This is a genomic window from Rhodococcus spongiicola (assembly GCF_004011835.1).
Taxonomy (GTDB): domain Bacteria; phylum Actinomycetota; class Actinomycetes; order Mycobacteriales; family Mycobacteriaceae; genus Prescottella; species Prescottella spongiicola.
The window spans coordinates 724,171-748,892 of sequence record NZ_RKLN01000001.1 but is presented as its reverse complement, the minus strand read 5'-3'; the positions used below and the strand labels follow the sequence as shown (position 1 = coordinate 748,892).

Sequence of the window (24,722 nt, the reverse complement as noted above, 5' to 3'; positions counted from 1 at the left end):
GAAGGCTTCTCCTGGGCGCGGGGTGCACCCGTAGGAGAAGCGCGAGCCCGAGGCAGTTGGCTAGGTTGACGCATATGACGACCCTATTGCAGGACATCACGATCAACACTCTCGGCGGTGAGCCGACAAGCCTCGGCGAGTACGGCGGACGCGCGGTCCTCGTGGTCAACGTGGCCTCGAAATGTGGCCTGACCCCGCAGTACGCAGCCCTCGAGAAGCTGGCGGGCGAGTACGCCGACCGGGGCCTCACGGTCATCGGTATCCCGTGCAACCAGTTCATGGGCCAGGAGCCGGGTACGTCCGAGGAGATCCAGACCTTCTGTTCCACCACCTACGGGGTCACGTTTCCGTTGATGGAGAAGATCGAGGTCAATGGAGAGAATCGGCACCCGCTGTACGCCGAGCTCACCAAGGCCGCAGACGTCGACGGCGAGGTCGGCGACATCCAGTGGAACTTCGAGAAGTTCCTGATTGCCCCCGACGGCACCGTCGCGAACCGCTTCCGTCCGCGCACCGAACCCGATGCTCCCGAGGTGATCTCGGCCATCGAGGCTGTGCTCCCGCGCTAGACCGCGCCGCTGCCGAGCTGGACCGCGTCGCGCCCGCACACGGAATCGTCCACGAATGTGTGTGCGGGCGCCGCCTGGTGTTCACCTGCGACTGTCACGCTCGAAGCCATGGCCGGACAGGTGATCGTGTCGGTGTCGGGAATCACGGACGAGACGCGCGACCTCGCCGCCGGGTTCGCCGAAGAGATGGATCGAAGATCCGTTCCGCTGTCGCTGTTGGTCGCGCCACGGCTCGAGGACGAGTACCGACTGGCGGCGGATCCGGGTACCCAGGAGTGGTTGCGCGGGCGCCGCGATCGCGGTGACGCCATCGTCCTGCACGGCTTCGACCAAGCCGCGACCAAGAGCCGTCGCGCAGAGTTCGCGATCCTGCCGGAGCACGAGGCCAGGCTGCGTCTGTTGGCCGCCGACCGCGTACTCGAAGAGACGGGCCTGCGTACGCGGCTGTTCGCTCCGCCCCGATGGGTCGCGTCCCCTGGTGCAGTGGCGGTGTTGCCGAGTGTCGGCTTTCGACTGCTCGCGGGCCTGAATACGATCCGAGACCTCACGCAAGGGGTGAGCGTCCGCGGCACCCTCATCGGGCTCGGCGACGGCTTCCGCGCCGAGCCGTGGCGGTGCCGGACGATGGTGCTGAATGCATCCCGAGGAGCGCGGCGCGGGCGCCTCGTACGCCTGGCGATCTCGGCGAAGCAACTCGGCATGACCGGGCCCAGACAGGCAGTACTCGACGCCGTCGATCTGACGATGCACCACGGCGCCGAGCCCACCGTCTACCGGTGGCCGTTGCAGGACCGGGTGCACGAGGCTGCGTGAGGCCCGACCCTCCGGTCACATCCCCCTTGCCCGATGTCGCTCAGGACACCTCGACGCTCGACTCCTCGGGTAGAACGCGCAATTCCGTTCCGCCCGGGCCCATTTCGGCGAGGCGGCCGTAGTAGATTCCGCGCGCCTCCCGCGCGACCACTGCCTGGTGAATCGGCACCGCGACGCGCGGATGCACGGCGCGCAGGTAATCGATGGACTCCGAGATCTTCAGCCACGGAGCCGCTGCGGGTATCGCGAGGACGTCGACCTTCTGTTCCGGCACGAACAGCGAGTCCCCTGGGTGCATCAGCTTGGCCGGACTCTCGGCGTCACCGAGCAGGTAGGCGGTGTTGTCGATCAGCGGGACCTCCGGGTGGATCACCGCATGGGTGCCGCCGGTGCCTGTCACCTGCACCTCACCGACGTTGAAGACGTCGCCCGGGTACACCGCGGTCCACGGCTCACCCAGCAGCGCCGTCGTCTGCGGATCCGCGTACAACCCCGCTCCAGGGTTGGCTTCGACGAGTGCGGGCAGGCGCTCCGGATCGGCGTGGTCTGGGTGCTGATGGGTGATGAGGATGGCGTCGAGACCGGTGATTCCCTCGAACCCGTGTGAGAAGTTTCCGGGGTCGAAGAGGATCTTTGCGCCGTCGAGTTCCACCAGGACACAGCTATGGCCGAAGTGCGTCAGTCGCATGAGTCGAGTATGCGTGATCACAACGGTGAGCGCGCGGGTGTAAGGCGCTCACTCGGTTCGGGCGCGGACGGGGCAGCCCGGTAAACTCCCGCATGCCCGGTGCGATCCCGGGCGGAAGCCAGCCATAGCGAGGAGCAGCACGTGGCCCGTGTCGTTGTCGATGTCATGCCCAAGGCCGAAATTCTCGACCCGCAGGGGCAGGCCATTGCCGGGGCCCTTTCCCGGCTCGGTCACGACGGTGTGGCGGACGTCCGCCAAGGTAAGCGGTTCGAGCTCGACGTCGACGACACCGTCAGCGACGACGAACTCGCCAGGATCGCCGAGTCGCTGCTGGCGAACACCGTGATCGAGGACTGGAAGGTAACCCGAGTCCAGTGAGTGCCGCACGCATCGGAGTCATCACCTTCCCGGGCACGCTCGACGACGTCGACGCGTCTCGTGCCGTCCGCCTCGCCGGCGGCGAGGCCGTCAGCCTCTGGCACGGCGACGCCGACCTGCGCGGTGTCGACGCGGTCATCGTCCCCGGGGGCTTCTCCTACGGCGACTACCTACGCTGCGGTGCCATCGCCCGCTTCGCTCCCGTCATGGGCGAGGTCGTGAAGGCGGCCGCGGGCGGTATGCCCGTGCTCGGTATCTGCAACGGCTTCCAGGTGTTGTGCGAGGCCGGGCTGCTGCCGGGTGCGCTCACCCGCAACGAGGGCCTGCACTTCATCTGCCGTGACCAGTGGCTCGAGGTCGCCTCGAACACCACCGCATGGTCGTCGCGCTACGAGACCGGCGCAGAGATCCTGATCCCGCTCAAGTCCGGTGAGGGCCGCTATCAGGCGTCCGACAAGGTGCTCGACGAGCTCGAGGGCGAGGGGCGCGTGGTGTTCCGCTACGCCGGCGACAACCCCAACGGCTCGCAGCGCGGAATCGCCGGCATCGCGTCGGCCAACGGTCGGGTCGTCGGACTCATGCCACACCCCGAGCACGCCACCGAGCCGCTCACCGGGCCTAGCGACGACGGGCTGGGCATGTTCTACTCGGTCCTCGACGGCGTCCTGACCGCCTGACCTGAGACACTCGAAGTCGTACCCCGGTTGTCGGACCCCCGCGCTAGCGTGCCGCCATGACACTTGGACTAGGCATGATCACAACCGATTCGACCGACCCGGGCCCGCTCGCGAAGTGGTGGGCCGACCTGACCGGCGGCACGATCGAGGAGGAGAACGACGGCTGGTTCTACGTGGTCGGAGTTCCAGGCTGGGGTCACAAGCTCGGCTTCCAGAAGGTGAGCGCCTCGACCCCGGGAAAGAACCGGCAGCACGTGGATCTGTCGTCGTCCGACCTCGACGCCGAGGTCGAGCGTCTTCTGGCTGCGGGCGCGACCGAGGTGCATCGACAGAGCATGGACAGCTTCCGCTGGGTCGTGTTCGCAGACCCGGACGGCAACCAGTTCTGCGTGGCAGGAGGGCACTGAGCCCCCGACTGCCTGAGCCCGGTACTGCATGATTGTCGGTATGCCATCGATGACGCAGGCCGACGCCCAGGGATTGTGCTCGTTCGTCGACGCGTCGCCGTCGCCGTTTCACGTGTGTGCGACGGTGGCGGCGGAGCTCGCCGAGAACGGATTCACCGAACTGCGCGAGACTGACGCGTGGCCCGAGGTGCCCGGCCGGTACTACCTGATCCGTGGCGGATCGCTGATCGCGTGGAGCACAGAGAGCACCGGGAAGGGGGGCACCGTTGAGTCCGGGCCGGCATCGCCGTTCCGGATCGTCGGTGGTCATACCGACAGCCCGAACTTGCGGGTCAAGCAGCACCCCGACCTTGTCGCCGCCGGCTGGCAACTCGTCGGCCTCGAGCCCTACGGGGGTGCGTGGCTCAACTCGTGGCTCGACCGTGACCTCGGCATCTCCGGACGGCTGAGTGTTCGTTCGGGTGGCACGGTGGAAGAGGTGCTGGTTCGGGTCGACCGCCCGATCCTGCGGGTGCCGCAGCTGGCGATCCACCTTTCCGAGGATCGCAAGGGTGTGCAGCTCGACCCGCAGCGGCACGTGAACGCGGTGTGGGGCATCGGCGGCGAGTCGCGCTCGTTCATCGGGTTTCTCGCCGGCGAGGCCGGAGTCGACACGGACGCCGTCCTCGGCTGGGAGCTGATGACGCACGACCTGGCTCCGTCGGCGGTGGTCGGGGAGGACCTGTCGTTGGTGAGTGCCCCACGGCTCGACAACCAGGGCACCTGTTACGCCGGAACGCAGGCGTTGCTCGCTGCTGTCCCCGAGCCCGGCGAGTGCACCCCGGTACTCGCGTTGTTCGACCACGAGGAGGTCGGCAGCATGTCCGATCGCGGTGCTTTCTCGGACCTGCTCAACTCGGTGCTCGAGCGCATCGTGCTCCTCCGTGGTGGCGGGCGCGAGGACTTTCTGCGGGCGATGTCCGGGTCGGTATGTGCGTCGGGCGACATGGCGCACGCGACCCACCCCAACTACCAAGATCGCCACGAACCAGCCCACCGCATCGAGGTGGGCGGTGGACCGGTGCTCAAGGTCAACCAGAACCTCCGCTACGCGTCCGACGCTGCCGGCGCCGCCGAGTTCGCACTCGCCTGCGACCGCGCCGGGGTCCCGCTGCAGAGGTACGTACACCGCGCCGATCTACCGTGCGGATCGACGATCGGACCGATCACCGCATCCCGGACCGGACTGTCGACCGTCGACGTCGGGGCGCCGCAGTTGGCGATGCACTCGGCCCGAGAGTTGATGGGCGCGAGAGACATCCGAATGTACGCCGATGCGCTCGCCGCTTTCCTCACACCGGTGCGCTAGCGGGGGACGGTGTCTCGTTCTCCTGCACGGTGATCCGCGGCCGCTGAGCGACTCGATGCCTGGTTCGTTGGTGCTGTGCCGGTTTCGGGTCACTGTCCAGGTGAAGGTTTCGAAATTTCAACGGCCGCTGTTCGATTCAGCGATGCCGCGCCGAGGCCGTCGTGGCATGGAGGCTGTTGTCGCACCGAGGTTGTCGTCGCACCGAGGTTGTCGTCGCACCGAGGTTGTCGTCGCACCGAGGTTGTCAACGCCCCTCAGCGTGTGCAGCGTCGGTCGGGGCGCCGGCTGCGGTACTTGCCCACGCGTAATACGTCCCGCCGTGCCCCCGCGCAGGTGGTGCACGCGAGACGGTGCGCAGGCTAACTCACCGGCGAGGACTGGGCGCATGGCGCGGGTGCGCGGTGCGTCGGTGACCGCGGCTAGACTTTGCCGTGGCAGCGCGCCGCCCGGCCTGCCGATTCATCTCAGAGGGAAGGGACCGCACGCCCCGTGTCTCCGCAGGTAGATACCGTCACTCACGCTTCCTCGAGTTCTGAGGTCGCTCAGCCGTACAAGGAGCTGGGCCTCAAGGACGACGAGTACGCCCGCATCAAGGAGATCCTCGGTCGCCGTCCCACCGATGCCGAGCTCGCGATGTACTCGGTGATGTGGAGCGAGCACTGCTCCTACAAGTCGTCGAAGGTCCACCTCCGCTACTTCGGTGAGACCACGACCGACGAGATGCGCGCCTCGATGCTCGCGGGCATCGGCGAGAACGCTGGTGTCGTCGACATCGGCGACGGCTGGGCGGTCACCTTCAAGGTCGAGTCGCACAACCACCCGTCGTACATCGAGCCCTATCAGGGTGCGGCGACCGGCGTCGGCGGCATCGTCCGCGACATCATGGCGATGGGTGCACGCCCGATCGCGGTCATGGACCAGCTCCGCTTCGGGGCCGCCGACCACACCGACACGCGCCGCGTCGTCGACGGCGTCGTGCGTGGTATCGGCGGCTACGGCAACTCCCTCGGTTTGCCCAACGTCGGTGGCGAGACCGTCTTCGACGAGTCCTACCAGGGAAACCCGCTGGTCAACGCGCTGTGCGCAGGCGCAATGCGCGTAGAGGACCTGCACCTGGCCTTCGCGTCCGGCGCCGGCAACAAGATCATCCTGTTCGGTGCGCGCACCGGCCTCGACGGCATCGGCGGCGTGTCGGTGCTCGCCTCGGAGACTTTCGACGACAGTGCCGGCGGCCGCCCCAAAAAGCTGCCGAGCGTGCAGGTCGGCGACCCGTTCACCGAGAAGGTGCTAATCGAGTGCTGTCTCGAGCTGTACCGGGCCGAGCTCGTCGTCGGTATTCAGGATCTCGGCGGTGCCGGACTGTCCTGCGCGACGTCGGAGCTGGCCGCGGCCGGGGACGGAGGCATGCACATCGACCTCGACAAGGTCCCGATGCGCGCCACCGGCATGACCGCGGCAGAGGTGCTGTCGAGCGAGTCGCAGGAGCGCATGTGCGCGGTCGTCACCCCCGAGAATGTCGACGCGTTCATGGAGGTGTGCAAAAAGTGGGACGTGCTGGCTACCGTCATCGGTGAAGTCACCGACGGCGAGCGACTCGTCATCGACTGGCACGGCGAGACCGTCGTCGACGTCCCGCCGCGCACCGTCGCGCACGAGGGGCCGGTGTACGAGCGCCCGGTCGAGCGGCCGGACACCCAGGACGCGCTGATCGCCGACACCACCGCGAACCTGAAGCGTCCGGAGACCGCGGAAGAGCTCCAGGCGACGCTGATGAAGATGATCGCGTCGCCGGCGCTGTGCAGCCGCAAGTGGATCACCGAGCAGTACGACCGCTACGTCCGTGGCAACACCGTGCTCGCTGAGAACGCCGACGGTGGAGTGGTCCGCATCGACGAGCAGACCGGTCGCGGGATCGCGCTGGCCACCGACGCGTCGGGCCGCTACACGATGCTCGACCCGTACGCCGGAGCGCAGCTCGCGCTCGCCGAGGCGTACCGCAACGTCGCCGTCACCGGCGCCACGCCGAAGGCAGTCTCCAATTGCCTCAACTTCGGTTCGCCGGAGGACCCGGGTGTGATGTGGCAGTTCCAGCAGGCCGTGCGCGGCCTGGCCGACGGCTGCGCCAAGCTGGGCATCCCGGTCACCGGCGGCAACGTCAGCTTCTACAACCAGACCGGATCCACCGCGATCCTGCCGACGCCAGTCGTTGCGGTGCTCGGCGTCATCGACGATGTGGAGCGTCGCATCCCGACCGGCATCGGCCTCGAGCCGGGCGAGACCCTGATCCTGCTGGGGGAGACTCGTGATGAGCTCGATGGCTCCATCTGGGCGCAGGTCGAGCACGGTCACCTCGGCGGTGTCCCGCCGCAGGTCGACCTCGAGCGTGAGCAACTGCTGGCAGACATTCTGCTGGCCGGCTCGCGCGACGGCCTGATCTCGGCCGCCCACGATCTGTCCGAGGGAGGCCTCGCGCAGGCTGTCGTAGAGGCCGCACTGTCCGGCGAGACCGGCTGCCGAATCCTGCTACCGGAGGATGCGGACCCGTTCGTGACGCTGTTCTCCGAGTCGGCCGGGCGTGTGCTGGTCGCGGTACCTCGTACCGAGGAGAGCCGCTTCACCGGAATGTGCTCGGCCCGGGGCCTGCCATGGGTTCGTATCGGCGTCGTCGACGAGGGCTCGGACTCGATCGAGGTGCAGGGTCAGTTCTCGGTCACGATGGCCGAGTTGCGCGAGTCGTTCGAATCGACCCTCCCTGCAATGTTTGGATGATGCGTGACGGATTGGATGATGGGTGACGGAACCGGGGGTCGAACGAGAGGCGGTCACTGAGCTGCGGGAGAACCCGCAGCCGGCACCCCCTGCGGTCCCCAACTTCCAGCAGCGGCATCCATTCCTTTCATGGGCGTGGGGTCTGCTCAGCCTGGATTTCACGGGGATCGCGTTCGGAACGCTGTTCTTCTGCTGGTCGCTGACGCCGTCGCTGCTGCCGCGGGACTGGCTGTACCAGGGACTGATCGGTGGCATCAGCGCCGCTATCGGATACGCGGTCGGCTCGGCGATCGGCTGGTTGGTCTACGAGTTCGGCCTGGCCCGCCGATCCTGGTGGCCGCTGCCCGACCGGATCATCCGGCCCGTCAAGGTGGCCGTGCCGATCCTCTCGCTACTCGCGGCGACCATCATGCTGGTCTACTCGGCCGGCTGGCAGCGGGAGTTGTCCGCGCTGATGAACGCGGAGGGCACGACCACCACCGGATACATCCGTACCCTCGGCCTGAGCATGCTCGTCGCGGCCGCGCTCATCTCCGTGTGGCGGGTGCTGCGTGACCTCGTCCGGTGGGTGGCACGCCAACTCAACCGTTGGCTCAGGATCCCGAGTCCGGCCGCATCGGCGGCCGGACTCGCCGTCGTGCTGGTACTGGTGTTCATGCTGGTCGACGGCATACTCCTGCGGGTCGGGTACAACGCGGTCAACTCGGCGTTCAGCCTCCAGAACAACGAAACCCGCCCCGGTGTGGTGCAGCCGCTACTGCCCGAGAAGTCGGGAAGCCCGGTGTCGTTGGCGCCGTGGGACACCCTCGGATTCGAGGGCCGCAACTTCGTCTCCGGCGGCATCAGCGCCGCCGAACTGACTGCAGCCAACGGCGAACCCGCTCAGGAGCCGATCCGGGTCTATGCGGGGCTGGAAACGGCCCAGGACACCGAGGCCCGCATGAACGTCGTCCTCGACGAACTGGAGCGGACCGGCGCTTTCGAACGCAAGACGCTCGTGATCATCCCCACTACAGGCACCGGTTGGGTCAACCCGACCGCGGCCCAGGCGATCGAACTCGTCGAGAACGGCGACAGCGCGCTCGTCGCCGCCCAGTACTCGTATCTGCCCAGTTGGATCTCGTTCCTCGCCGACCGCAGCAAGGCGGCGGCCGCGGGCGATGCGCTGATCAGTGCGGTCCACGACCGGTGGCTCACCAAGCCGGAGGCCACCCGACCCAAGCTGTACGTCTACGGCGAGAGTCTCGGAACGCAGGCCGGGGAGGGCGCTTTCAACGGGCTCGCCGAAATTCGCGAGACCGTCGACGGCGTGCTTTGGGTGGGGCCGCCCAACTCGAATCCGCTGTGGCGGTCTCTCACCGATAGACGGGATCCCGGCACCCCGGAAATCCAGCCGGTGTATGCAGACGGTCTGGTCGTGCGGTTCGCCGACGACGCCGCCGCCATACCCGGGGGGCCGGGACCGTGGCTAGAGCCGCGCGTGCTGTACATCCAGCACCCGTCCGATCCCGTGGTGTGGTGGTCCACCGACCTCATCTTCAAACGCCCGGCCTGGCTGTCGGAGCCACCCGGGTTCGATCGGCTGCCGTCGATGAAGTGGTTCCCGTTCGTGACCTTCTGGCAGGTCAGTGCGGACCTGGCGAACGCGGCCGGAGTTCCCGACGGGCACGGCCACAACTACGGAACCACCATCCTCGACGGTTGGGTGGCGGTCACCAACCCAGACGGCTGGACGCAGGCAGACACCGAGCGGGTCCGTGGCGTGCTCGAGTCGCTCCGCGGGCGCGACGGCCCTGAGAAGTGAGCACCTGAGAAGTGAGCTCCGGAGAAGTGAGCTCCGGAGAAGTGAGCTCCGGAGAAGTGAGCTCCGGAGAAGTGAGGGATGCGCCGGTGTGACCGCCGGCCGGGGCAGCTAGGCCATCCCGTAGATGCGCTCGGTGCTGATCCGCAGAACCAGCCGGCGCTCGTCGACCATCGCGCGCCGGAACGCGTCCCAGTCCTCATGCTCGCTTCCGGTGGCGCCGCGGTAGAGCTCGACGAGCTCGCCGACCGTCGAGTCCATCGGGTCCGCGGCGACGGGCGATAGATCCGCGTCGCCCTCGACCACTGCGTAGCTCCAGAAGTCGGGCGAGCTCACGTGCAGGGAGACCCGCGGGTCCCGCGCTGCATTGCGGGTCTTTGCCCGGTCCGCTGTCACGGACACCCGCGCCGTACGGGTGTCCGGGTCCCACGCGTACATGACGTTCGACAGCTGCGGCCTACCGTCGCGCTTGACGGTTACGAGAACCGCCTTGTTCTGCGATGCAACGAGATCGAGAAGCGGACGTGGCGTGCTCACCTCGGTGCTCATGACCTGTGCAACGGCTTTGTATGCGGGCTTGTTCCCCGAGGATGGCAGCTGGGGGCGGCAGCGTCGGTTAGATTCCATGCCCATGCCAGCTCGTCGCGCCGTCGATCCCGCCGAACTTCGCAGCGCTCTAATCGCCGTCGGACCGTGGCTGCGGGGTGAGGACCAGGTGGTACCGGCGCGCGCACAACTGGCCGCTGCAGTCCGACTCAGTGCCCGCACGCTCGAACACACAGCACCCGGTTCGAGCGTCGAGGTGCGGGTGCCGCCGTTCGTCGTGGTGCAGTGCATCGAGGGTCCGCGGCACACGCGCGGCACACCACCGAACGTCGTCGAGACCGATCCGCGAACGTGGCTGCTGATGGTGACCGGACGGCTGGGGTTCGACGATGCCGCCGCGGCCGGCTCGCTGGACGTGTCGGGGAGCCGGGCCCGGGAGGTCGGCCACTGGCTGCCGCTGCTGCGTCTGTAGACAAGCAGGGCCGGTGACAAGCACGGCCGGTGACAGGCGTGGCCTGTGACAACCGTGGTCTGTGACAACCGTGGCATTGCCCGACTCGCAGAAAGTCAGCCCACCGAACGTCAACTGATGCGCTCGCGGTAGTTAGAATGGGCTCGCCCCGCACCGAAGCCCCTAAGGGAGCGCCTGCAGTGACTCGTGCCGACCTGTCGGTCAACAGCCGGAACCTTCTCGCTACGACCACGCCGGAGGCTGACGAGAACGAACCTCGTGAGGAGTGTGGCGTCTTCGGAGTCTGGGCGCCGGGCGAGGAAGTCGCCAAGCTCTCGTACTACGGGCTCTACGCCCTTCAGCACCGCGGCCAGGAGGCGGCCGGCATCGCGGTCGCCGACGGCTCGCAGGTGCTGGTCTTCAAGGACCTCGGCTTGGTCAGTCAGGTGTTCGACGAGCAGACCCTCGGCGCGATGCCTGGGCACGTCGCCGTCGGCCATTGCCGCTACTCGACCACGGGCTCGACGACGTGGGAGAACGCGCAGCCGATCTTCCGGACCACGGCCGCGGGCACCGGCGTCGCGCTGGGCCACAACGGCAACCTCGTGAACACGGCCGAACTCGCGCAGCGTGCCCGCGAGCTCGGACTGATCGACGACAAGCGCCCGGGTGCTGCGACGTCGGACTCCGACGTAGTCGGCGCCCTGCTCGCGCACGAAGCCGCCGACAGCACGCTCGAGCAGGCCGCGATGATGCTGCTGCCGACGTTGCGTGGCGCGTTCTGCCTGACTTTCATGGACGAGCACACGCTGTATGCGGCGCGTGACCCGTACGGGATTCGCCCACTGTGCCTGGGCCGCCTCGACCGCGGCTGGGTGGTCGCGAGCGAGACCGCAGCCCTCGACATCGTCGGTGCCTCCTTCGTCCGCGAGATCGAACCCGGTGAACTGCTCGCGATCGATGCCGACGGTGTCCGATCATCGCGATTCGCCAACCCAGAGCCCAAGGGCTGTGTGTTCGAGTACGTGTATCTGGCTCGTCCCGACAGCGTGATCGCGGGACGTTCGGTGCACTCGACTCGCGTCGAGATCGGCCGCCGTCTTGCCAAGGAGCACCCGGCCGAAGCCGACCTGGTGATCCCGGTCCCGGAGTCCGGTACGCCCGCCGCGGTTGGATACGCACAGGGCTCGGGCATCCCTTATGGTCAGGGCCTGATGAAGAACGCCTATGTGGGGCGCACCTTCATCCAGCCGTCACAGACGATCCGCCAGTTGGGTATTCGGCTCAAGCTCAACCCGTTGCGGGAAGTTATCCGCGGCAAGCGTCTCGTCGTCGTGGACGACTCGATCGTCCGCGGTAACACTCAACGTGCCCTGATCCGAATGCTGCGTGAGTCCGGTGCGCTCGAGATCCACGTGCGGATCGCTTCTCCGCCGGTCAAGTGGCCGTGCTTCTATGGAATCGACTTCGCCTCGCCTGCCGAACTCATCGCGAACGGTGCCGAGGGCAGCGGAGCGAACGACACTCTCGATGAGATGCTCGAGGGGGTGCGGCGCTCGATCGGTGCCGATTCGCTCGGATACATCTCGATCGACGGCATGGTTGCCGCGACCGAGCAGCCTTCGACACGCCTGTGCAAGGCGTGCTTCGACGGGACCTACCCGATCGCGCTGCCGAGCGAGGGGATGGGCAAGAACGTCCTCGAGGGAATGCTGGAGTCCGCCGCGGGGAACCCGATCTCGCACGACAACGACAACGCCGACGTGCTGTCCCGCCCCTGAGCGCAGGACGGTTCCGGCGTGCCTCGTGCACTCCGGTAGCGTAAGGGCGCAATCGAGGTATTTGCCGCGTACGCGCATGCATGCGTATGCGTGACTTCCGTGATTGCGTCAGTGGAGACGTTCACCGAAATCAAGGCTGGAGCCAGAACCCAATGACCGAGGACAGTACCCGCACGCAGGGCGCTTCGTACGCCGCCGCCGGAGTGGACATCGAAGCGGGCGACCGGGCAGTCGAGCTGTTTGCTCCGCTGGCGAAGAAGGCCAGCCGCCCCGAGGTAATGGGGGGTCTCGGTGGGTTCGCCGGTCTGTTCTCGCTCAAGGGTCACTACAAGGAGCCGCTGCTCGCGGCCTCCACCGACGGCGTCGGCACGAAGCTCGCCGTCGCCCAGGCGATGGACAAGCACGACACCGTCGGTCTCGATCTCGTCGCGATGGTGGTCGACGACCTTGTCGTGTGTGGGGCCGAGCCGCTGTTCCTGCAGGACTACATCGCCGTGGGCCGCGTCGTACCGGAGCGGGTCGCGGAGATCGTCGGCGGCATCGCCGAGGGTTGCATCCAGGCCGGCTGCGCGCTGCTCGGCGGCGAGACGGCTGAGCATCCCGGCGTGATGGCGGACGGCGACTACGACATCTCGGCAACAGGTGTCGGTGTCGTCGAGGCCGATGCGGTGTTGGGACCGGACCGGGTCCGCCCCGGTGACGTCGTGATCGGCATGGGTTCGTCGGGCCTGCACTCCAACGGCTACTCACTCGCCCGCAAGGTGCTGCTCGAGATCGACCGCATGTCGTTGACCGGTCACGTCGACGAATTCGGCCGCACGCTCGGTGAGGAACTGCTCGAGCCCACCAAGATCTACGCAAAGGACTGCCTTGCGCTCGCTGCCGAGGCCGACGTGCGCACCTTCTGCCACGTAACCGGTGGTGGCCTGGTCAACAACCTCGCACGCGTGATGCCCAAGGGCTTGGTCGCCGAACTCGACCGCGGCACCTGGAGCCCGGCGCCGGTGTTCACGTTGATTTCGCAGCGTGGTCGCGTCGAGCGTGCCGAGATGGAGCAGACATTCAACATGGGTGTCGGCATGGTCGCGATCGTCGCGCCGGAAGATGTGGATCGGGCGCTGGCGGTCCTCACGGCCCGCCATATCGACTGCTGGACGCTCGGTACCGTCAGGAAGGCGTCTGACGCCGACGCGGTTCGCGCCGCTCTGGTTGGCGATCATCCGCGTTTCTGAAGAGAGCTGCTTCTGAACAGAGCTGCTTCTGAACCGCTTGCGCGTCAGGTCCGGTGGGCACCGGATCGCCAAGGTAGCTGGCATGTAGGTAGCTGGCTTGTAGCCGAGGTCCCCGGAACGCGAGTGCGGTGGACTTCGAACACGCACGGACACCCGACCGTCGTCGGGCGTCCGGGATGATCACGTACACCAACACGAGTACCACTAATGAGGGGGAGCCCTGGATGGCTCCCCCTCATTAGGGTGCTTTCAGACGTATCGGTTCGACGTTCAGCGTCGCCAATCCTCGTAGTCGTCCTCTTCCAAGTGAGAGCGACCATCCTGATCGGCGCGTTGATCCGCGAGGATGCCGTTTCGCGACGAGTTGCCGGAGAGCTCTCGTTGCAGGCTGTCGAAATCCGTGGCCGGAGAACTGTATTTGAGCTCCCGTGCAACCTTGGTCTGCTTTGCCTTAGCCCGGCCGCGGCCCATGGCTGACCCCCTCGCGCTTTTCGCGGGGCGGCCTGGGGAATTTGGCGGCCCCGCGTTGAGTGTTGAATGTTTTCCTGACCAACACTCTAGCGTGGAAAAGTCCGTTCCGCCTCCAGGTCCCGCTACCTGCTGTGTCTAGTTCGTCTCAGTAGGCCCGTGAACTGGTGTGATGTGAGAACTGTGCAGGCTAGAACACACCGGGGATAGCTCGTATTGTGCCTACCCGGGCGCCGCCGCCGAAGACCGGCTGCGACGCGAGCGCCGCATGATCCTCCGACCACGTCACACCCAGCCGATGCAGTAGGGCTGCGGTCAGGGGCAGGCGGGCACGCTCGTGACCGTCGTCGATCTTGAGTGCGAACGCGGTGCCGTCCGGCAACGCCCCGGCATGGACGCCGTCGGCCCCGGCCTTGCACAGCAGTCCCGGCACCGCAGGCATCAGTCGCGCGTCGTCGCGGCTAGTTCCGGAGATCAGGTGCGGGTGCATGCGGATCGCTTCGGCGACTCGATGTTCGGGCGTGTCGCCATTGGCTGTCACGAGCGTCGAGAACGCCCGTGCCAGGTTCGTGAGCGAGACGGGGATGATCGGCAGCCCGCAACCGTCGATGCCGAGTTCGGACTCCGGTTCGCCGCTGAGTTCGGCGATCGTCTCGATGACCATCTGCTGCAGCGGGTGGGTCGGGTCCAGGTACGAGTCCAGCGGCCAGTCGTTGGCTACGCATGCGGCGAGCATCGCTGCGTGTTTGCCTGAACAGTTCATGTAGACGGCGCGCCGAGGCTTCCCGGTCACGAGTACCGCCGCGCGGGCCATCTCGTTGGCCGGCAGGTCCGGCGGACACAGCAGGTAGGTCTCGTCGAGGCCGATCCGATGCAGGAGCTTCTCGACGAGCTCGATGTGTTCGGGCTCGGCGTCGTGCGACGCTGACGCGATCGCCAGTTCCTCGCTCGACCCGGGGGCGAATCCACTGCGGAGCAACGCCACCGCCTGCATCGGCTTGTTCGAGGACCTCGGGTAGATGGGGGTGTGAACCTCGCCGAGCGAGAGTGTCGTCGTACCGTCGGGCGCCAACACCACGAGCGACCCGCGGTGAACGCATTCCCGGAACCCGGACCGAACAACCTCCACCAGTTCGACGCTCACGACTACACTCGCTCTCCCACACGATTCAGGAACTTCCGGATGCGCGTTTCGGCCACCGCGGCGAGATTCGGTTGCTGGGCGAGGAGGACCCGCAGCTTGTGCGGGTCGTCGCCGACGAACACGTCGCGAACGGTCACGCCGTGTGTCGGAACCGACAAGATCTCGACCGGATCACCGGCCTGCAGGTGTCCGGGTGCCAGCACCCGCAGGTACGCGCCGACGTCGGCGCGGGCGGTGAAGCGCTCGATCCACCGGGGTTCGCCGGTCCAGTGCGCGAACGTTCCGCACGGCACCCGCGGATGGGTGATCTCGAGTTCGGTGCTCCCGATCCGCCAGCGGGTGCCGATCACCGCGTCCGTCGTGGCCACCTCCGCCAGTCGGAGGTTCTCTCCGAACCAGCCCGGTGCGAGCGCCCGGCCCAGTTCGCGGCCCCAGCGGTCGGCCTCGGCTGCGGAATAGGCGTAGACCGCCTTGTCCCGGCCGCCGTGGAATTTGGTGTCACACACGTAGTCACCGGTGAGCCCGTCCGGCGTGACGAGCACGGGACCGTCGACGGGACGTTTGTCGATGGCGGTACGCGGCGCACGCTTGCTCGGGGTGTCGCGTTCGGCGAATACGACACACACCGCCTCCACCCGGCCGGTCACCGTCGGCCACGCAGCCGGTCGACGGCCTCCCGGCCGGGTTGCTCCTCGTCGTGTGCCGGCACCGAGTCCGCGTCGATCGACGCGGCACATGGTCCGGCCACCAGCGCGGTGTCGGCGGGCACGGTCCGCTTCACCAGTGCGAGCGCGACGGGTCCCCACTCGAAGTGGTCGACGACGGTGCCGAGACGCCCCACGGTGCGGCCGTCCGCGGTCACCGCCTCACCCACCTCGGGGCGGCCCTCAGCGGAACCGTCCAGGTGCAGCATCACCAGGTGTCGCGGGGGCTTGCCGAGGTTGTGGACGCGCGCGACGGTCTCCTGGCCGCGGTAGCAGCCCTTGTCGAGGTGGACGGCACCGTGCTCGGCGGGGCCGCCGATCCAGCCGGCCTCGTGGGGAATGGTCCGCTCGTCGGTGTCGACGCCGATCCGTGGCCGGTGGCCGGCCACTCGCAGGGCCTCGAAGGCCCACGACCCAGCCGGGCGTGCCCCTGCCTCGGTGAGTGCGGTCCACCACCGGGTCAGGTCGGCGCGCGGTACCAGCAGGTCGAACGAGTCCGTTGTGGGCCAAGGCATGCGGCGCACGAATCCGCCGCCGGCCAGGGGCACCACCTCGTAGGTGCGCGGCAGTTCGGCGATGCCCAGCGCCGCGAGGACGGCGGGGGAGTTGGTATCGGGACCGATCAGGCTCAGTTCCGCCATGTCGTTGCCGTCACGGGGTTCGGCCTTGGCCCAGAACACCATCTTCTTCAGGAAACTCAGCAGTGAGGGACCCCGGTCGGTTTCGGTATCGATCCACGTGACGCCGTCGACGTCGGTCTGCACCCAGTGGTGCTCGATCCGTCCGTTGACGTCCAGCACCAGGTTCTCGGCGCTCGTCCGGTCGGGCAGCGCCTCGACGTGCTGGCTGGAGATGGTGTGCAACCACGTCAGGCGCTCGTCGCCGGAGATTGCGATGACGAACCGGTGGGAGCGGTCGACGACCGCAACCGACCCGGTTGCAGCGCGTTGCTCGGCGAACGGGTCGCCGTAGTGCCACGCGACGCCGGTGTCGGGTGAACCTTCGGGAGGCGGCACGGCGCCGGGTGTGGACAGCAGGGGACTGGGTGCAACGCGCGGAGTGTCGGCCACGGTCCCATTCTATGAGCGGGATTCGCGCATGCCAGACGACCGTCACCGAACTACCGGTCGTGCCAGATCTGGCTATCGTGGTCGGCATGGCTGATCAGGTGCTGGTGACGCTGGACGGGCAGGTACGCGACGCCGACGCGCCGTTCCTGTACGCAGACGACCTTGCCGTGGTTCGCGGTGACGGCGTGTTCGAAACGTTGCTGGTGCGAGGCGGCAGACCGTGCAAGGCCGCGCTGCACCTGGCGCGGCTGGAGTCTTCGGCGCGTGCCCTCGAGTTGCCGTGGATCGGGCCGGGACCGTGGACGCACGCGGCCGGGGTGGCGGTTCGGGAGTGGGGAGGCGACCGCGAAGGGTGGATGCGCCTGGTCCTGACCCGTGGACGCGAGTCGGGCGGGCCGCCGACAGCGTTCGTGACAGTGGGCCCGGTGGCTGAACGGGTAGTGCGGGCCCGGCGAGAGGGGATCTCGGCGATGACGTTGCCGCGGGGCATCTCGGTGGACATGTCTGCTACCACGCCGTGGGAGTTGGCAGGCGCGAAGACGTTGTCGTACGCCACGAACATGGCAGCGTTGCGGTATGCGCAGGCACGGGGTGTGGACGACGTCGTCTTCACGAGCAGCGAGGGCAGGATTCTCGAAGGTCCGAGGTCGACCGTGGTGATCGCTCGGGGTAAGAAATTGATCACTCCACCGCCCGAGCAGGGCATCCTCGCCGGCACCACACAGAAGGCTCTCTTCGAGGTGGCGCCGGACAAGGGGTACGTGTGCGAGTACGCAGCCTTGTACCCCGACGATCTCCTTGCAGCGGAGGGGGTTTGGATGGTGTCCAGCGTAACCCTCGCTGCTCGGGTGCATACCCTGGACGGCGTCGCGCTACCGCCCTCGGCCGCCGCCGAAGATGTGGCCTCGATGGTCGAGTTGGCGGTGGAGGAGGTCGGGGTCGGCTGACCCCAGTTGGGCTTGAACCGGACGGTCTACTACATTTCGTAGTAGCAAGCTCTGCGGGCATGTTCACGTCGCAGTAGCTTTGTGAACAGGGATCGAGCGGCCACCCACGTCTCGATCCCGAAGCCTGTCGTACGGGTCGAGTTTTCGGAGTAGCCATGGATGTCCTGGATGTCTCCCGGTGGCAGTTCGGCATCACCACCGTCTATCACTTCATCTTCGTTCCACTGACGATCGGACTGGCCCCGTTGGTCGCGATCATGCAGACCATGTGGGTGGTGACGAAGAAGGACCACTGGTACCGCCTCACCAAGTTCTTCGGCAAGTTCTTCCTCATCAACTTCGCGATCGGCGTCGCGACAGGCATCGTGCAGGAGTTCCAGTTCGGCATGAACTGGAGCGAGTACTCCCGATTCGTCGGAGACGTCTTCGGGGCACCCCTCGCACTCGAGGGCCTCGTCGCGTTCTTCCTGGAATCGACGTTCCTCGGCCTGTGGATCTTCGGCTGGACCCGCCTGCCCAAGGGCGTTCACCTCGCGACGATCTGGCTGGCCGCGATCGGCGTGAACGCGTCGGCGTACTTCATCATCGTCGCGAACTCGTTCATGCAGCATCCGGTCGGTGCTCGCTTCAACCCGGAGACCGGACGCGCAGAACTCGAGAGCATCTGGGCGCTGCTGAGCAACAACACCGCGGTCGCGGCGTATCTCCACGCGGTCGCCGGCGGCTTCCTGACCGCGGCGACGTTCGTGGTCGGCATCGCCGGGTGGTGGATGGTGCGCAACATGCGCAAGTCCAAGACTGCAACACCTGAGGAATCCGAGGTCCTGGTCCGGGATGCGCGTGAGATGTTCCGTCCAGCAGCTCGACTCGGCATGCTCGTGATGATCATCGCCGGTGTCTCGATCATCTACACCGGTGACATGCAGGGCAAGCTCATGTTCGAGCAGCAGCCGATGAAGATGGCGTCGGCGGAGTCGTTGTGCCACACCGAGACCGATCCGGACTTCTCGATCCTGACCGTCGGTACCCACAACAACTGCGACAGCGTCACACACGTTCTCGAGGTGCCCGGTGTGCTGCCATGGCTGGCGGAGGGCAAGTTCAGCGGCGTCACCCTGCAGGGTGTCGAGGACCTCCAGGCCCAGTACGAACAGCAGTTCGGTCCCGGAAACTACCGTCCGAACCTGTTCGTCACCTACTGGTCGTTCCGCGCGATGATCGGCCTCGGTGTCGGCGCGCTCGCACTCGCGTTGGCCGGTCTGTGGGTCACCCGCAGGGGCCGCGTCCCGGACCAGAATTGGTTCAAGTGGTTGTGCCTCATCGCGATTCCGACACCGTTCCTCGCCAACAGTGCCGGCTGGATCTTCACGGAGATGGGTCGTCAACCGTGGGTGGTGCATCCTAACCCGACCGGAGTCGACCTGATCCGGCTCACCGTGGACCAGGGCGTCTCCGACCATCCGGCCGGACTCGTCCTGACGTCACTGATCGTGTTCACTCTGCTCTACGGCGCGCTCGGGGTCGTGTGGTTCTACCTGATCCGGCGGTACGCGATCGAGGGCCCGTCGCCGCACGACGAGTACCCGCCGGGCGAGGGACCGAAGGGCGGCGGACCGGGGGAGCCTGAGTCCGAAGAAGAGCAACTGTCGTTCGCGTACTAGGAGACCGTCATGGGACTGCAAGAATTCTGGTTCATTCTCATCGCGGTGCTCTTCACCGGCTACTTCGTGTTGGAGGGCTTCGACTTCGGCGTCGGCATGCTGATGTCGGTGCTGGGCAAGACGGACAAACGTCGGCGGGTGCTCATCAACACGATCGGGCCGGTGTGGGACGGCAACGAGGTGTGGCTGATCGTCGGTGGCGGGGCGCTGTTCGCGGCCTTCCCGGACTGGTACGCAACGCTGTTCTCCGGCTTCTATCTGCCGTTGCTGATCATCCTGGTCGCACTCATCCTGCGGATCTGCGCGATCGAGTGGAGGGGAAAGATCGACGACGACAAATGGCGCCGGCGAGCGGATCTCGGGATCATGATCGGCTCCTGGGTGCCGGCCGTGTTGTGGGGCGTCGCGTTCGCGAACATCGTTCGCGGCGTCGCGATCAACGCGGACAAGAAGGTCACGTCGAGCTTCTTCGACCTGCTCAACCCGTACGCGCTGCTCGGTGGGATCACCACCGCGCTGGTGTTCGCGCTGCACGGTGCGGTGTTCATCGCTCTCAAGACAGCCGACGACGTCCACATCGACGCCGCGGATCTGGCGAAGAAACTCGCCATCCCCACTGTGCCGATCGCAGGTGGGTTCGTGCTGTGGACCCAGCTGGCCTACGGCAAGGGCTGGACCTGGATCCTGGTGGCGGTCGCCGCCATTGCCGTCATCGCCATCACATTCCTGGCCCGGGCCGAGCGCGAAGGGTGGGCATTCGCATTCACGACGCTCGCCGTAATCGCCACGAGCGTACTGCTGTTCGCGTCGCTGTACCCGAACGTGATGCCGTCGACGACCGACCCGGCGTTCAGCCTCACGATCGAGAATGCGTCGTCGAGTCACTACACGCTGATGGTGATGAGTTGGGCCGCCGTGTTCCTCACTCCGATCGTGCTCATCTATCAGGGCTGGACGTACTGGGTGTTCCGTAAGCGAATCTCCACCAGGCACATCCCGCCGTCGATCGGGCTGCCAACCAAGGCCGGATCCTCGAAGGCCGGATGAGCATCGGGGTCGGATGAGCACTCGGACCGATCGCCCCGCCCGATCGCAACGACGGGCGGGGCGCGAAGAGGCGGGACGACGCAGAGGTCCCGTCGATCCCCGGCTGTGGAAGTACTCGGCGTCGGCGCGCGGCTACCTGGTTCTCACGGTGGTGCTGTCGGCTGTCAACGTCGCGATGGTGATCGTCTCGGCTGTGCTGATCGGCACGATCCTCGCCGGGGTCATCACATCGGACCGGCGAACCGTCGCGGAATGGCGCACCGATCTGATTCTGCTGGCAATCGCCGTGGCGGTGAGGGTGCTGGTGGCCTGGCTGCACGCGCGGTACACGCACCGGGCAGCCAACCGGGTGGTCTCGGAACTCGAGGTCGAGGTGCTACGGGCGGCGGTGCGGATGCCGCCGAGAGAGCTCGACCCGCGCCGCGACGAGATCGCGACGGTCTTGACCAGGGGAGTGCGAGCACTCGCGCCGTACCTGACCGGCTACGTTCCCGCGCTGATCCTGGCGGCGACGCTGACGCCGGCGACGTTCGTGGTGATCCTCTTCCAGGATGTGACCTCGGCGATGATCGTCGTCGTCACGCTGCCGCTGATCCCGGTGTTCATGATCCTCATCGGACTTCTCACCAGGGGGAAGTCCGAGCAGACCTTGGCCGCGCTGACTCGGCTGTCGGGACAGTTGTTGGATCTGATCGCCGGGCTGCCGACACTACGGGCGCTCGGACGCGAGCACGGGCCGGCGGCCCGCATCCGGGAACTCGGCGACGCACATCGCAAGACCACGATGTCGTCGCTGCGGGTAGCGTTCCTGTCGTCGATGGTGCTCGAGCTGCTTGCGACACTGTCGGTGGCGCTGATCGCGGTCAGCATCGGCCTGCGCCTGGTCTTCGGCGACATGGACCTCGAACCGGGCATCGTCGCGCTGATTCTCGCTCCCGAGGTGTATTTGCCGCTCCGCGTGGTCGGTGCGCAGTTCCATGCTGCCGAGGACGGTCTCGCGGCCGCCACCAGGGCATTCGGTGTGCTCGACCGATCGCCGCGGCGCGAGGAGTCCGGCACCGTCGTGGTCGACGCGAGCGGTGCCGTCGTCGAACTCGCTGGGCTGACCGTACGCTCGCGATCGGGCACCGCCCCCAACCGGTTGAATGCACGATGCGCCCCTGGCGAGGTGACGGTGCTCACCGGCGCCAACGGGTCCGGCAAGTCGACCGCATTGCAGACGGTTCTCGGTCTCACCTCCCCCGACGACGGTTCGGTCCGGGTTGGCGGTGTCGACGTAGCCGAACTCGATCCAGCGCAGTGGTGGGCGCAGATCGCCTGGCTGCCACAGCATCCGGTGATCGTTCCGGGGACGCTCGCGGAGAACCTCGCACTGGTCGGTGACGTCGACCTCGAGTCGGACGTTCTCCAACAGGCTTGTCGCGCAACGGGGTTCGATTCGGTGCTGCTCGAACTGCCGCGCCGATGGGACACGATGGTCGGGGCCGGTGGGCTGGGACTGTCCCTCGGTCAGCGTCAGAGGTTGGCCCTGACGCGACTGCTGGTGTCGCCGCGGCCGGTGCTACTGCTGGACGAGCCCACCGCACACCTCGACGACGACACCGAACGGACGGTGCTGACCTCGTTGCGTGAACTCGCCCGAGCCGGACGCACGGTGGTCGTGGTCGGCCACCGGCCCAGTGTGTTGGCCATCGGTGATCGGGTGATCGAAGTCGAAGCCTTGAAGGAAGGCGACGCGACGCATGAATCGTGATCTGCTGCGGGCGATCCGCCTGCTCGACCTGTCACCGCGCCGGATTCTGGCCGCCATCGCCGCGGGTGTCGCGACCCTGGGCAGCGCCCTCGCCCTCGCCGCTCTGTCGGCCTGGCTGATCACCCGGGCGTGGCAGATGCCTCCAGTGCTCGACCTGACGGTGGCGGTGGTCGCCGTGCGCGCCCTCGGTATCTCCCGTGGCGTTTTCCGCTACCTCGAGCGTCTTGCGACGCACGACGCTGCGCTCCGTGGAACGACGTCGGCGCGGACGATGATCTATCGACGTCTCGCCGACGGTGACCCGGCCGCCGCGGGGGGTCTTCGACGCGGAGACCTGCTGGCCCGCACCGGTGCCGACGTCGATGCGCTTGGGGACGTGGTGGTGCGGGCACTGATCCCGATCGCGGTCGCCTCCGTCCTGGCGCTGAGCGCGGTCGTGCTGCTCGGCCTCATCTCGCCGGGCGCCGCACTCGTCCTGGCGGCATCGCTCTTGGTTTCTGGGGTACTCGCACCGTGGTTGTCAGCGCGTGCGGCCCGTCTGGCCGAGTCGGAGAGCGCGGCTGAGTCGGCAGTGTTCAGCGAGACCGCCGTAACCGCGCTCGATCACGCCGCCGAACTACGGGTGGCCGGTCGCCTCGGCGATGTCCTCGGACGCGCCGAAACCACGAACCGGGCGGCCGTCCGCGCCACTGATCGCGCGACGATGCAGGCGGCGTTCGCTGCTGCCGCGACGCCGCTCGCGATCGGGGCGAGTGTCCTGGGTGCGCTGCTCATCGGCATCACGCTCTACGGACCCGACGGCGGCACACCCGGCGGGATGACGCCGATGGCGCTCGCGATCCTGGTGCTCGTGCCGCTTGCCGCTTTCGAGGCGACCGGCGCGCTGCCGGCGGCTGCTGTCGCGCTGACCCGGGCCCGGATCGCGTCGGGGCGGATTCTCGCTCTCGTCGACCGCGCCGGCGAGCCACGACCGGAAGGGACGGAGGTGCCGTCCGGGCCCGGCCACATTCGTGCCCGCGAGCTGCGCTGTGGGTGGCCGGGGAGCGAACGCGCGACCGCATCCGTCAGCCTGGACATCGCTCCGGGAAGCCGTATCGCGGTTGTCGGTGCCAGCGGTGCCGGTAAGACCACGCTCCTGATGACGCTGGCCGGACTGGTGCCGCCCCGCGGTGGGACCGTGTCGGCTGACGGACCACCGCTCGAGCACTACCGGCCGGACGACCTGCGTCGCACGATTGGCTTCTTCGCGGAAGACGCCCACATCTTCGACACGTCGGTCCTCGAGAATCTCCGGGTGGCCCGGGGTGACCTGACCGACGACGCCGCTCTCGAGGCGTTGCGTGCCGTCGGCCTGGGGGAGTGGGTCGACCAGCTCCCACGCGGCGTGCGCACGCCGCTCGGTGGTGGTGCCCGAGCGATCTCGGGGGGACAGCGCCGACGACTGCTGCTCGCGCGGGCGCTGGTGTCGCCGGCCCGGGTGCTGCTGCTCGACGAGCCCACCGAACATCTCGACGCCGCGGACGGCGCGGCGATCCTTCGTTCCCTCCTCGACCGGGAGTCCTCCCTGGTCGAGGCAGATCGGACGGTGGTCCTCGTCACGCATCAGCTGCCCCCGGAAACGCGGGCGGACAGAGTCGTGACAGTTGGCAGCGACCGGGGTGACGTGGGGGACCGTGCCGACGATCCGGTCGGGTTCGATCCTGCTCGCCACGCTTGACCACCGCCTCGGCTCCGCCGACATGATCGGTTCGCCTGTCCCCGATCCCTTTTGACTGAAAAAACCATTGCCGACAGTTCGGGGGAGGGCGTACTTTCTTCCGTACACGAGGAAGGAGGTGGTCTGAAGTTGAATGACAAACGGACACGTGAGGTGGCTGCCAGCTAGCCGCGGAGCTCTCGGAATTCACTGACCGCCTTGCGGCTGGCGAATCCCAGGCAGTTACCCGACCCCCGAACCCTCCGGCCATGTCCAGGCCGGAATCCCATCTGCGACGCCCCGAGCGTCGCCAATGGACGGGTTCGGGGGTCGCTGCTGTTCGGGGAACTCAGCCGATGTAGCGCTGCGGACGCGCCGAGAAGCGTCGCGGAAGCGACGGACTCGGCGAGTAGCTTGATGGGTATCCAGGCCGGCCCGCCGTGGCTGGGTTACGAGAGGGTACCGATGTCCGATTTGCATGTCGTCGCATCCGTTCAAGCCAAGCCGGGCTCCGAGGAAGTGGTGCGAAACGGGTTCCCGCCACTGGAGGTGGCCTCGCGCAACGAGGAGGGCTGCGTCTCGTACCAGATTTTCGAATCCACAACCGTCGACAGAACCTTCGTCGTGGTTGAGCGCTACAAGAGTCCGGAGGCGTTCGACGCTCACCTGCAGACGCCGCACTTCAAGGCGTGGATGGAGACCTTCGGGGAGCACCTGACGGGTGCCCCGGTGGTGCATATTCTGAAGGCGATCTCAGAATCCACGTAAGTCG

The 24,722-nt window shown here is 67.2% G+C and carries 23 protein-coding genes and 1 pseudogene; 17 read left to right on the top strand and 7 right to left on the bottom strand.

Features of this window, described 5'->3' with window-relative positions:
• The first annotated feature begins 74 nt into the window (after nucleotides 1-74).
• Both EF834_RS03510 and EF834_RS03505 read left to right on the top strand, forming a co-directional pair.
• Nucleotides 75-569, top strand: coding sequence for a glutathione peroxidase (locus EF834_RS03510; protein WP_127945803.1), 495 nt, complete (start codon nucleotides 75-77; stop codon nucleotides 567-569).
• Nucleotides 570-677: 108 nt separating this feature from the next.
• Nucleotides 678-1,382, top strand: a complete 705-nt coding sequence (locus EF834_RS03505) for a DUF2334 domain-containing protein (protein ID WP_127945802.1) — start codon at nucleotides 678-680, stop codon at nucleotides 1,380-1,382.
• Nucleotides 1,383-1,422: 40 nt separating this feature from the next.
• Here EF834_RS03505 and EF834_RS03500 read toward each other — a convergent pair whose 3' ends face one another.
• A complete protein-coding gene (locus EF834_RS03500; RefSeq protein ID WP_127945801.1) occupies nucleotides 1,423-2,070 on the bottom strand; it encodes an MBL fold metallo-hydrolase in 648 nt (215 codons plus the stop codon).
• A gap of 141 nt (nucleotides 2,071-2,211) precedes the next feature.
• Here EF834_RS03500 and purS point away from each other — a divergent pair, with 141 nt between their 5' ends.
• The 6 genes from purS (at nucleotide 2,212) to EF834_RS03470 (ending at nucleotide 9,453) form a co-directional block, all read left to right on the top strand.
• The gene (purS, locus tag EF834_RS03495; protein ID WP_127945800.1) at nucleotides 2,212-2,448 is read left to right on the top strand and encodes a phosphoribosylformylglycinamidine synthase subunit PurS; all 237 of its coding nucleotides are present in this window, start codon (nucleotides 2,212-2,214) and stop codon (nucleotides 2,446-2,448) included.
• Nucleotides 2,445-3,125, top strand: coding sequence for a phosphoribosylformylglycinamidine synthase subunit PurQ (gene purQ, locus EF834_RS03490; RefSeq protein ID WP_127945799.1), 681 nt, complete (start codon nucleotides 2,445-2,447; stop codon nucleotides 3,123-3,125). Before purS ends, purQ begins: the two co-directional genes overlap by 4 nt.
• Before the next feature lie 56 nt (nucleotides 3,126-3,181).
• Entirely contained in the window at nucleotides 3,182-3,532 is a 351-nt protein-coding gene (locus EF834_RS03485; protein ID WP_127945797.1) for a VOC family protein, read from the top strand.
• Nucleotides 3,533-3,572: 40 nt separating this feature from the next.
• Nucleotides 3,573-4,880, top strand: coding sequence for a M18 family aminopeptidase (locus EF834_RS03480; protein WP_164874051.1), 1,308 nt, complete (start codon nucleotides 3,573-3,575; stop codon nucleotides 4,878-4,880).
• Between the two features lie 489 nt (nucleotides 4,881-5,369).
• Entirely contained in the window at nucleotides 5,370-7,649 is a 2,280-nt protein-coding gene (gene purL / locus EF834_RS03475; RefSeq protein ID WP_127945794.1) for a phosphoribosylformylglycinamidine synthase subunit PurL, read from the top strand.
• Between the two features lie 22 nt (nucleotides 7,650-7,671).
• On the top strand, nucleotides 7,672-9,453 hold the full coding sequence (locus EF834_RS03470) for an alpha/beta hydrolase (RefSeq protein ID WP_408014455.1): 1,782 nt from the start codon (nucleotides 7,672-7,674) through the stop codon (nucleotides 9,451-9,453).
• Between the two features lie 26 nt (nucleotides 9,454-9,479).
• Here the strand turns inward: EF834_RS03470 and EF834_RS18710 are convergent.
• Both EF834_RS18710 and EF834_RS03460 read right to left on the bottom strand, forming a co-directional pair.
• Nucleotides 9,480-9,533 (bottom strand): annotated as a pseudogene (locus EF834_RS18710) (hypothetical protein); the annotation flags it as partial.
• Between the two features lie 28 nt (nucleotides 9,534-9,561).
• Nucleotides 9,562-9,999, bottom strand: coding sequence for a PPOX class F420-dependent oxidoreductase (locus EF834_RS03460; protein ID WP_127945790.1), 438 nt, complete (start codon nucleotides 9,997-9,999; stop codon nucleotides 9,562-9,564).
• A gap of 82 nt (nucleotides 10,000-10,081) precedes the next feature.
• Here EF834_RS03460 and EF834_RS03455 point away from each other — a divergent pair, with 82 nt between their 5' ends.
• From EF834_RS03455 to purM, 3 genes are all read left to right on the top strand, one after another.
• Complete coding sequence (locus EF834_RS03455; RefSeq protein WP_127945788.1) at nucleotides 10,082-10,468, top strand: sterol carrier family protein; 387 nt, start codon at nucleotides 10,082-10,084, stop codon at nucleotides 10,466-10,468.
• Nucleotides 10,469-10,647: 179 nt separating this feature from the next.
• The gene (gene purF / locus EF834_RS03450; RefSeq protein ID WP_127945786.1) at nucleotides 10,648-12,228 is read left to right on the top strand and encodes an amidophosphoribosyltransferase; all 1,581 of its coding nucleotides are present in this window, start codon (nucleotides 10,648-10,650) and stop codon (nucleotides 12,226-12,228) included.
• A gap of 152 nt (nucleotides 12,229-12,380) precedes the next feature.
• Complete coding sequence (purM, locus tag EF834_RS03445; RefSeq protein ID WP_127945784.1) at nucleotides 12,381-13,460, top strand: phosphoribosylformylglycinamidine cyclo-ligase; 1,080 nt, start codon at nucleotides 12,381-12,383, stop codon at nucleotides 13,458-13,460.
• Nucleotides 13,461-13,730: 270 nt separating this feature from the next.
• Here purM and EF834_RS03440 read toward each other — a convergent pair whose 3' ends face one another.
• From EF834_RS03440 to ygfZ, 4 genes are all read right to left on the bottom strand, one after another.
• Complete coding sequence (locus EF834_RS03440) at nucleotides 13,731-13,931, bottom strand: DUF3073 domain-containing protein (protein WP_127945782.1); 201 nt, start codon at nucleotides 13,929-13,931, stop codon at nucleotides 13,731-13,733.
• Between the two features lie 187 nt (nucleotides 13,932-14,118).
• A complete protein-coding gene (locus EF834_RS03435; RefSeq protein ID WP_127945780.1) occupies nucleotides 14,119-15,072 on the bottom strand; it encodes an asparaginase in 954 nt (317 codons plus the stop codon).
• A 2-nt stretch (nucleotides 15,073-15,074) separates the two neighbouring features.
• The gene (locus EF834_RS03430; protein WP_127945778.1) at nucleotides 15,075-15,719 is read right to left on the bottom strand and encodes an MOSC domain-containing protein; all 645 of its coding nucleotides are present in this window, start codon (nucleotides 15,717-15,719) and stop codon (nucleotides 15,075-15,077) included.
• On the bottom strand, nucleotides 15,716-16,846 hold the full coding sequence (ygfZ, locus tag EF834_RS03425) for a CAF17-like 4Fe-4S cluster assembly/insertion protein YgfZ (protein WP_127945776.1): 1,131 nt from the start codon (nucleotides 16,844-16,846) through the stop codon (nucleotides 15,716-15,718). Before ygfZ ends, EF834_RS03430 begins: the two co-directional genes overlap by 4 nt.
• 86 nt (nucleotides 16,847-16,932) lie before the next feature.
• On the opposite strand from ygfZ, the gene EF834_RS03420 reads away from it, so the two are divergent.
• The 6 genes from EF834_RS03420 (at nucleotide 16,933) to EF834_RS03395 (ending at nucleotide 24,718) form a co-directional block, all read left to right on the top strand.
• Nucleotides 16,933-17,793, top strand: coding sequence for an aminodeoxychorismate lyase (locus EF834_RS03420; RefSeq protein WP_127945774.1), 861 nt, complete (start codon nucleotides 16,933-16,935; stop codon nucleotides 17,791-17,793).
• 155 nt (nucleotides 17,794-17,948) lie between these two features.
• Nucleotides 17,949-19,454, top strand: a complete 1,506-nt coding sequence (locus EF834_RS03415) for a cytochrome ubiquinol oxidase subunit I (protein WP_127945772.1) — start codon at nucleotides 17,949-17,951, stop codon at nucleotides 19,452-19,454.
• 9 nt (nucleotides 19,455-19,463) lie between these two features.
• Nucleotides 19,464-20,501 carry a cytochrome d ubiquinol oxidase subunit II gene (gene cydB, locus EF834_RS03410; protein WP_127945770.1) on the top strand — a complete coding sequence of 346 codons (1,038 nt, stop codon included), beginning with the start codon at nucleotides 19,464-19,466 and terminating at the stop codon, nucleotides 20,499-20,501.
• Between the two features lie 13 nt (nucleotides 20,502-20,514).
• Nucleotides 20,515-22,254, top strand: a complete 1,740-nt coding sequence (cydD, locus tag EF834_RS03405) for a thiol reductant ABC exporter subunit CydD (RefSeq protein WP_127945768.1) — start codon at nucleotides 20,515-20,517, stop codon at nucleotides 22,252-22,254.
• On the top strand, nucleotides 22,244-23,971 hold the full coding sequence (gene cydC / locus EF834_RS03400) for a thiol reductant ABC exporter subunit CydC (protein ID WP_127945766.1): 1,728 nt from the start codon (nucleotides 22,244-22,246) through the stop codon (nucleotides 23,969-23,971). The genes cydD and cydC overlap by 11 nt, the downstream gene beginning before the upstream one ends.
• A gap of 444 nt (nucleotides 23,972-24,415) precedes the next feature.
• Complete coding sequence (locus tag EF834_RS03395) at nucleotides 24,416-24,718, top strand: putative quinol monooxygenase (protein ID WP_127945764.1); 303 nt, start codon at nucleotides 24,416-24,418, stop codon at nucleotides 24,716-24,718.
• The last annotated feature ends 4 nt before the right edge of the window (nucleotides 24,719-24,722 follow it).

Bases quoted from the DNA above. Each gene is read 5' to 3' on its own strand.
- EF834_RS03510 (WP_127945803.1), top strand. From the start codon at position 75: ATGACGACCCTATTGCAGGACATCACGATCAACACTCTCGGCGGTGAG.
- EF834_RS03505 (WP_127945802.1), top strand. From the start codon at position 678: ATGGCCGGACAGGTGATCGTGTCGGTGTCGGGAATCACGGACGAGACG.
- EF834_RS03500 (WP_127945801.1), bottom strand. From the start codon at position 2,070: ATGCGACTGACGCACTTCGGCCATAGCTGTGTCCTGGTGGAACTCGAC.
- EF834_RS03485 (WP_127945797.1), top strand. From the start codon at position 3,182: ATGACACTTGGACTAGGCATGATCACAACCGATTCGACCGACCCGGGC.
- EF834_RS03480 (WP_164874051.1), top strand. From the start codon at position 3,573: ATGCCATCGATGACGCAGGCCGACGCCCAGGGATTGTGCTCGTTCGTC.
- EF834_RS03460 (WP_127945790.1), bottom strand. From the start codon at position 9,999: ATGAGCACCGAGGTGAGCACGCCACGTCCGCTTCTCGATCTCGTTGCA.
- EF834_RS03455 (WP_127945788.1), top strand. From the start codon at position 10,082: ATGCCAGCTCGTCGCGCCGTCGATCCCGCCGAACTTCGCAGCGCTCTA.
- purM (WP_127945784.1), top strand. From the start codon at position 12,381: ATGACCGAGGACAGTACCCGCACGCAGGGCGCTTCGTACGCCGCCGCC.
- EF834_RS03440 (WP_127945782.1), bottom strand. From the start codon at position 13,931: ATGGGCCGCGGCCGGGCTAAGGCAAAGCAGACCAAGGTTGCACGGGAG.
- EF834_RS03420 (WP_127945774.1), top strand. From the start codon at position 16,933: ATGGCTGATCAGGTGCTGGTGACGCTGGACGGGCAGGTACGCGACGCC.
- EF834_RS03415 (WP_127945772.1), top strand. From the start codon at position 17,949: ATGGATGTCCTGGATGTCTCCCGGTGGCAGTTCGGCATCACCACCGTC.
- cydB (WP_127945770.1), top strand. From the start codon at position 19,464: ATGGGACTGCAAGAATTCTGGTTCATTCTCATCGCGGTGCTCTTCACC.
- cydD (WP_127945768.1), top strand. From the start codon at position 20,515: ATGAGCACTCGGACCGATCGCCCCGCCCGATCGCAACGACGGGCGGGG.
- cydC (WP_127945766.1), top strand. From the start codon at position 22,244: ATGAATCGTGATCTGCTGCGGGCGATCCGCCTGCTCGACCTGTCACCG.
- EF834_RS03395 (WP_127945764.1), top strand. From the start codon at position 24,416: ATGTCCGATTTGCATGTCGTCGCATCCGTTCAAGCCAAGCCGGGCTCC.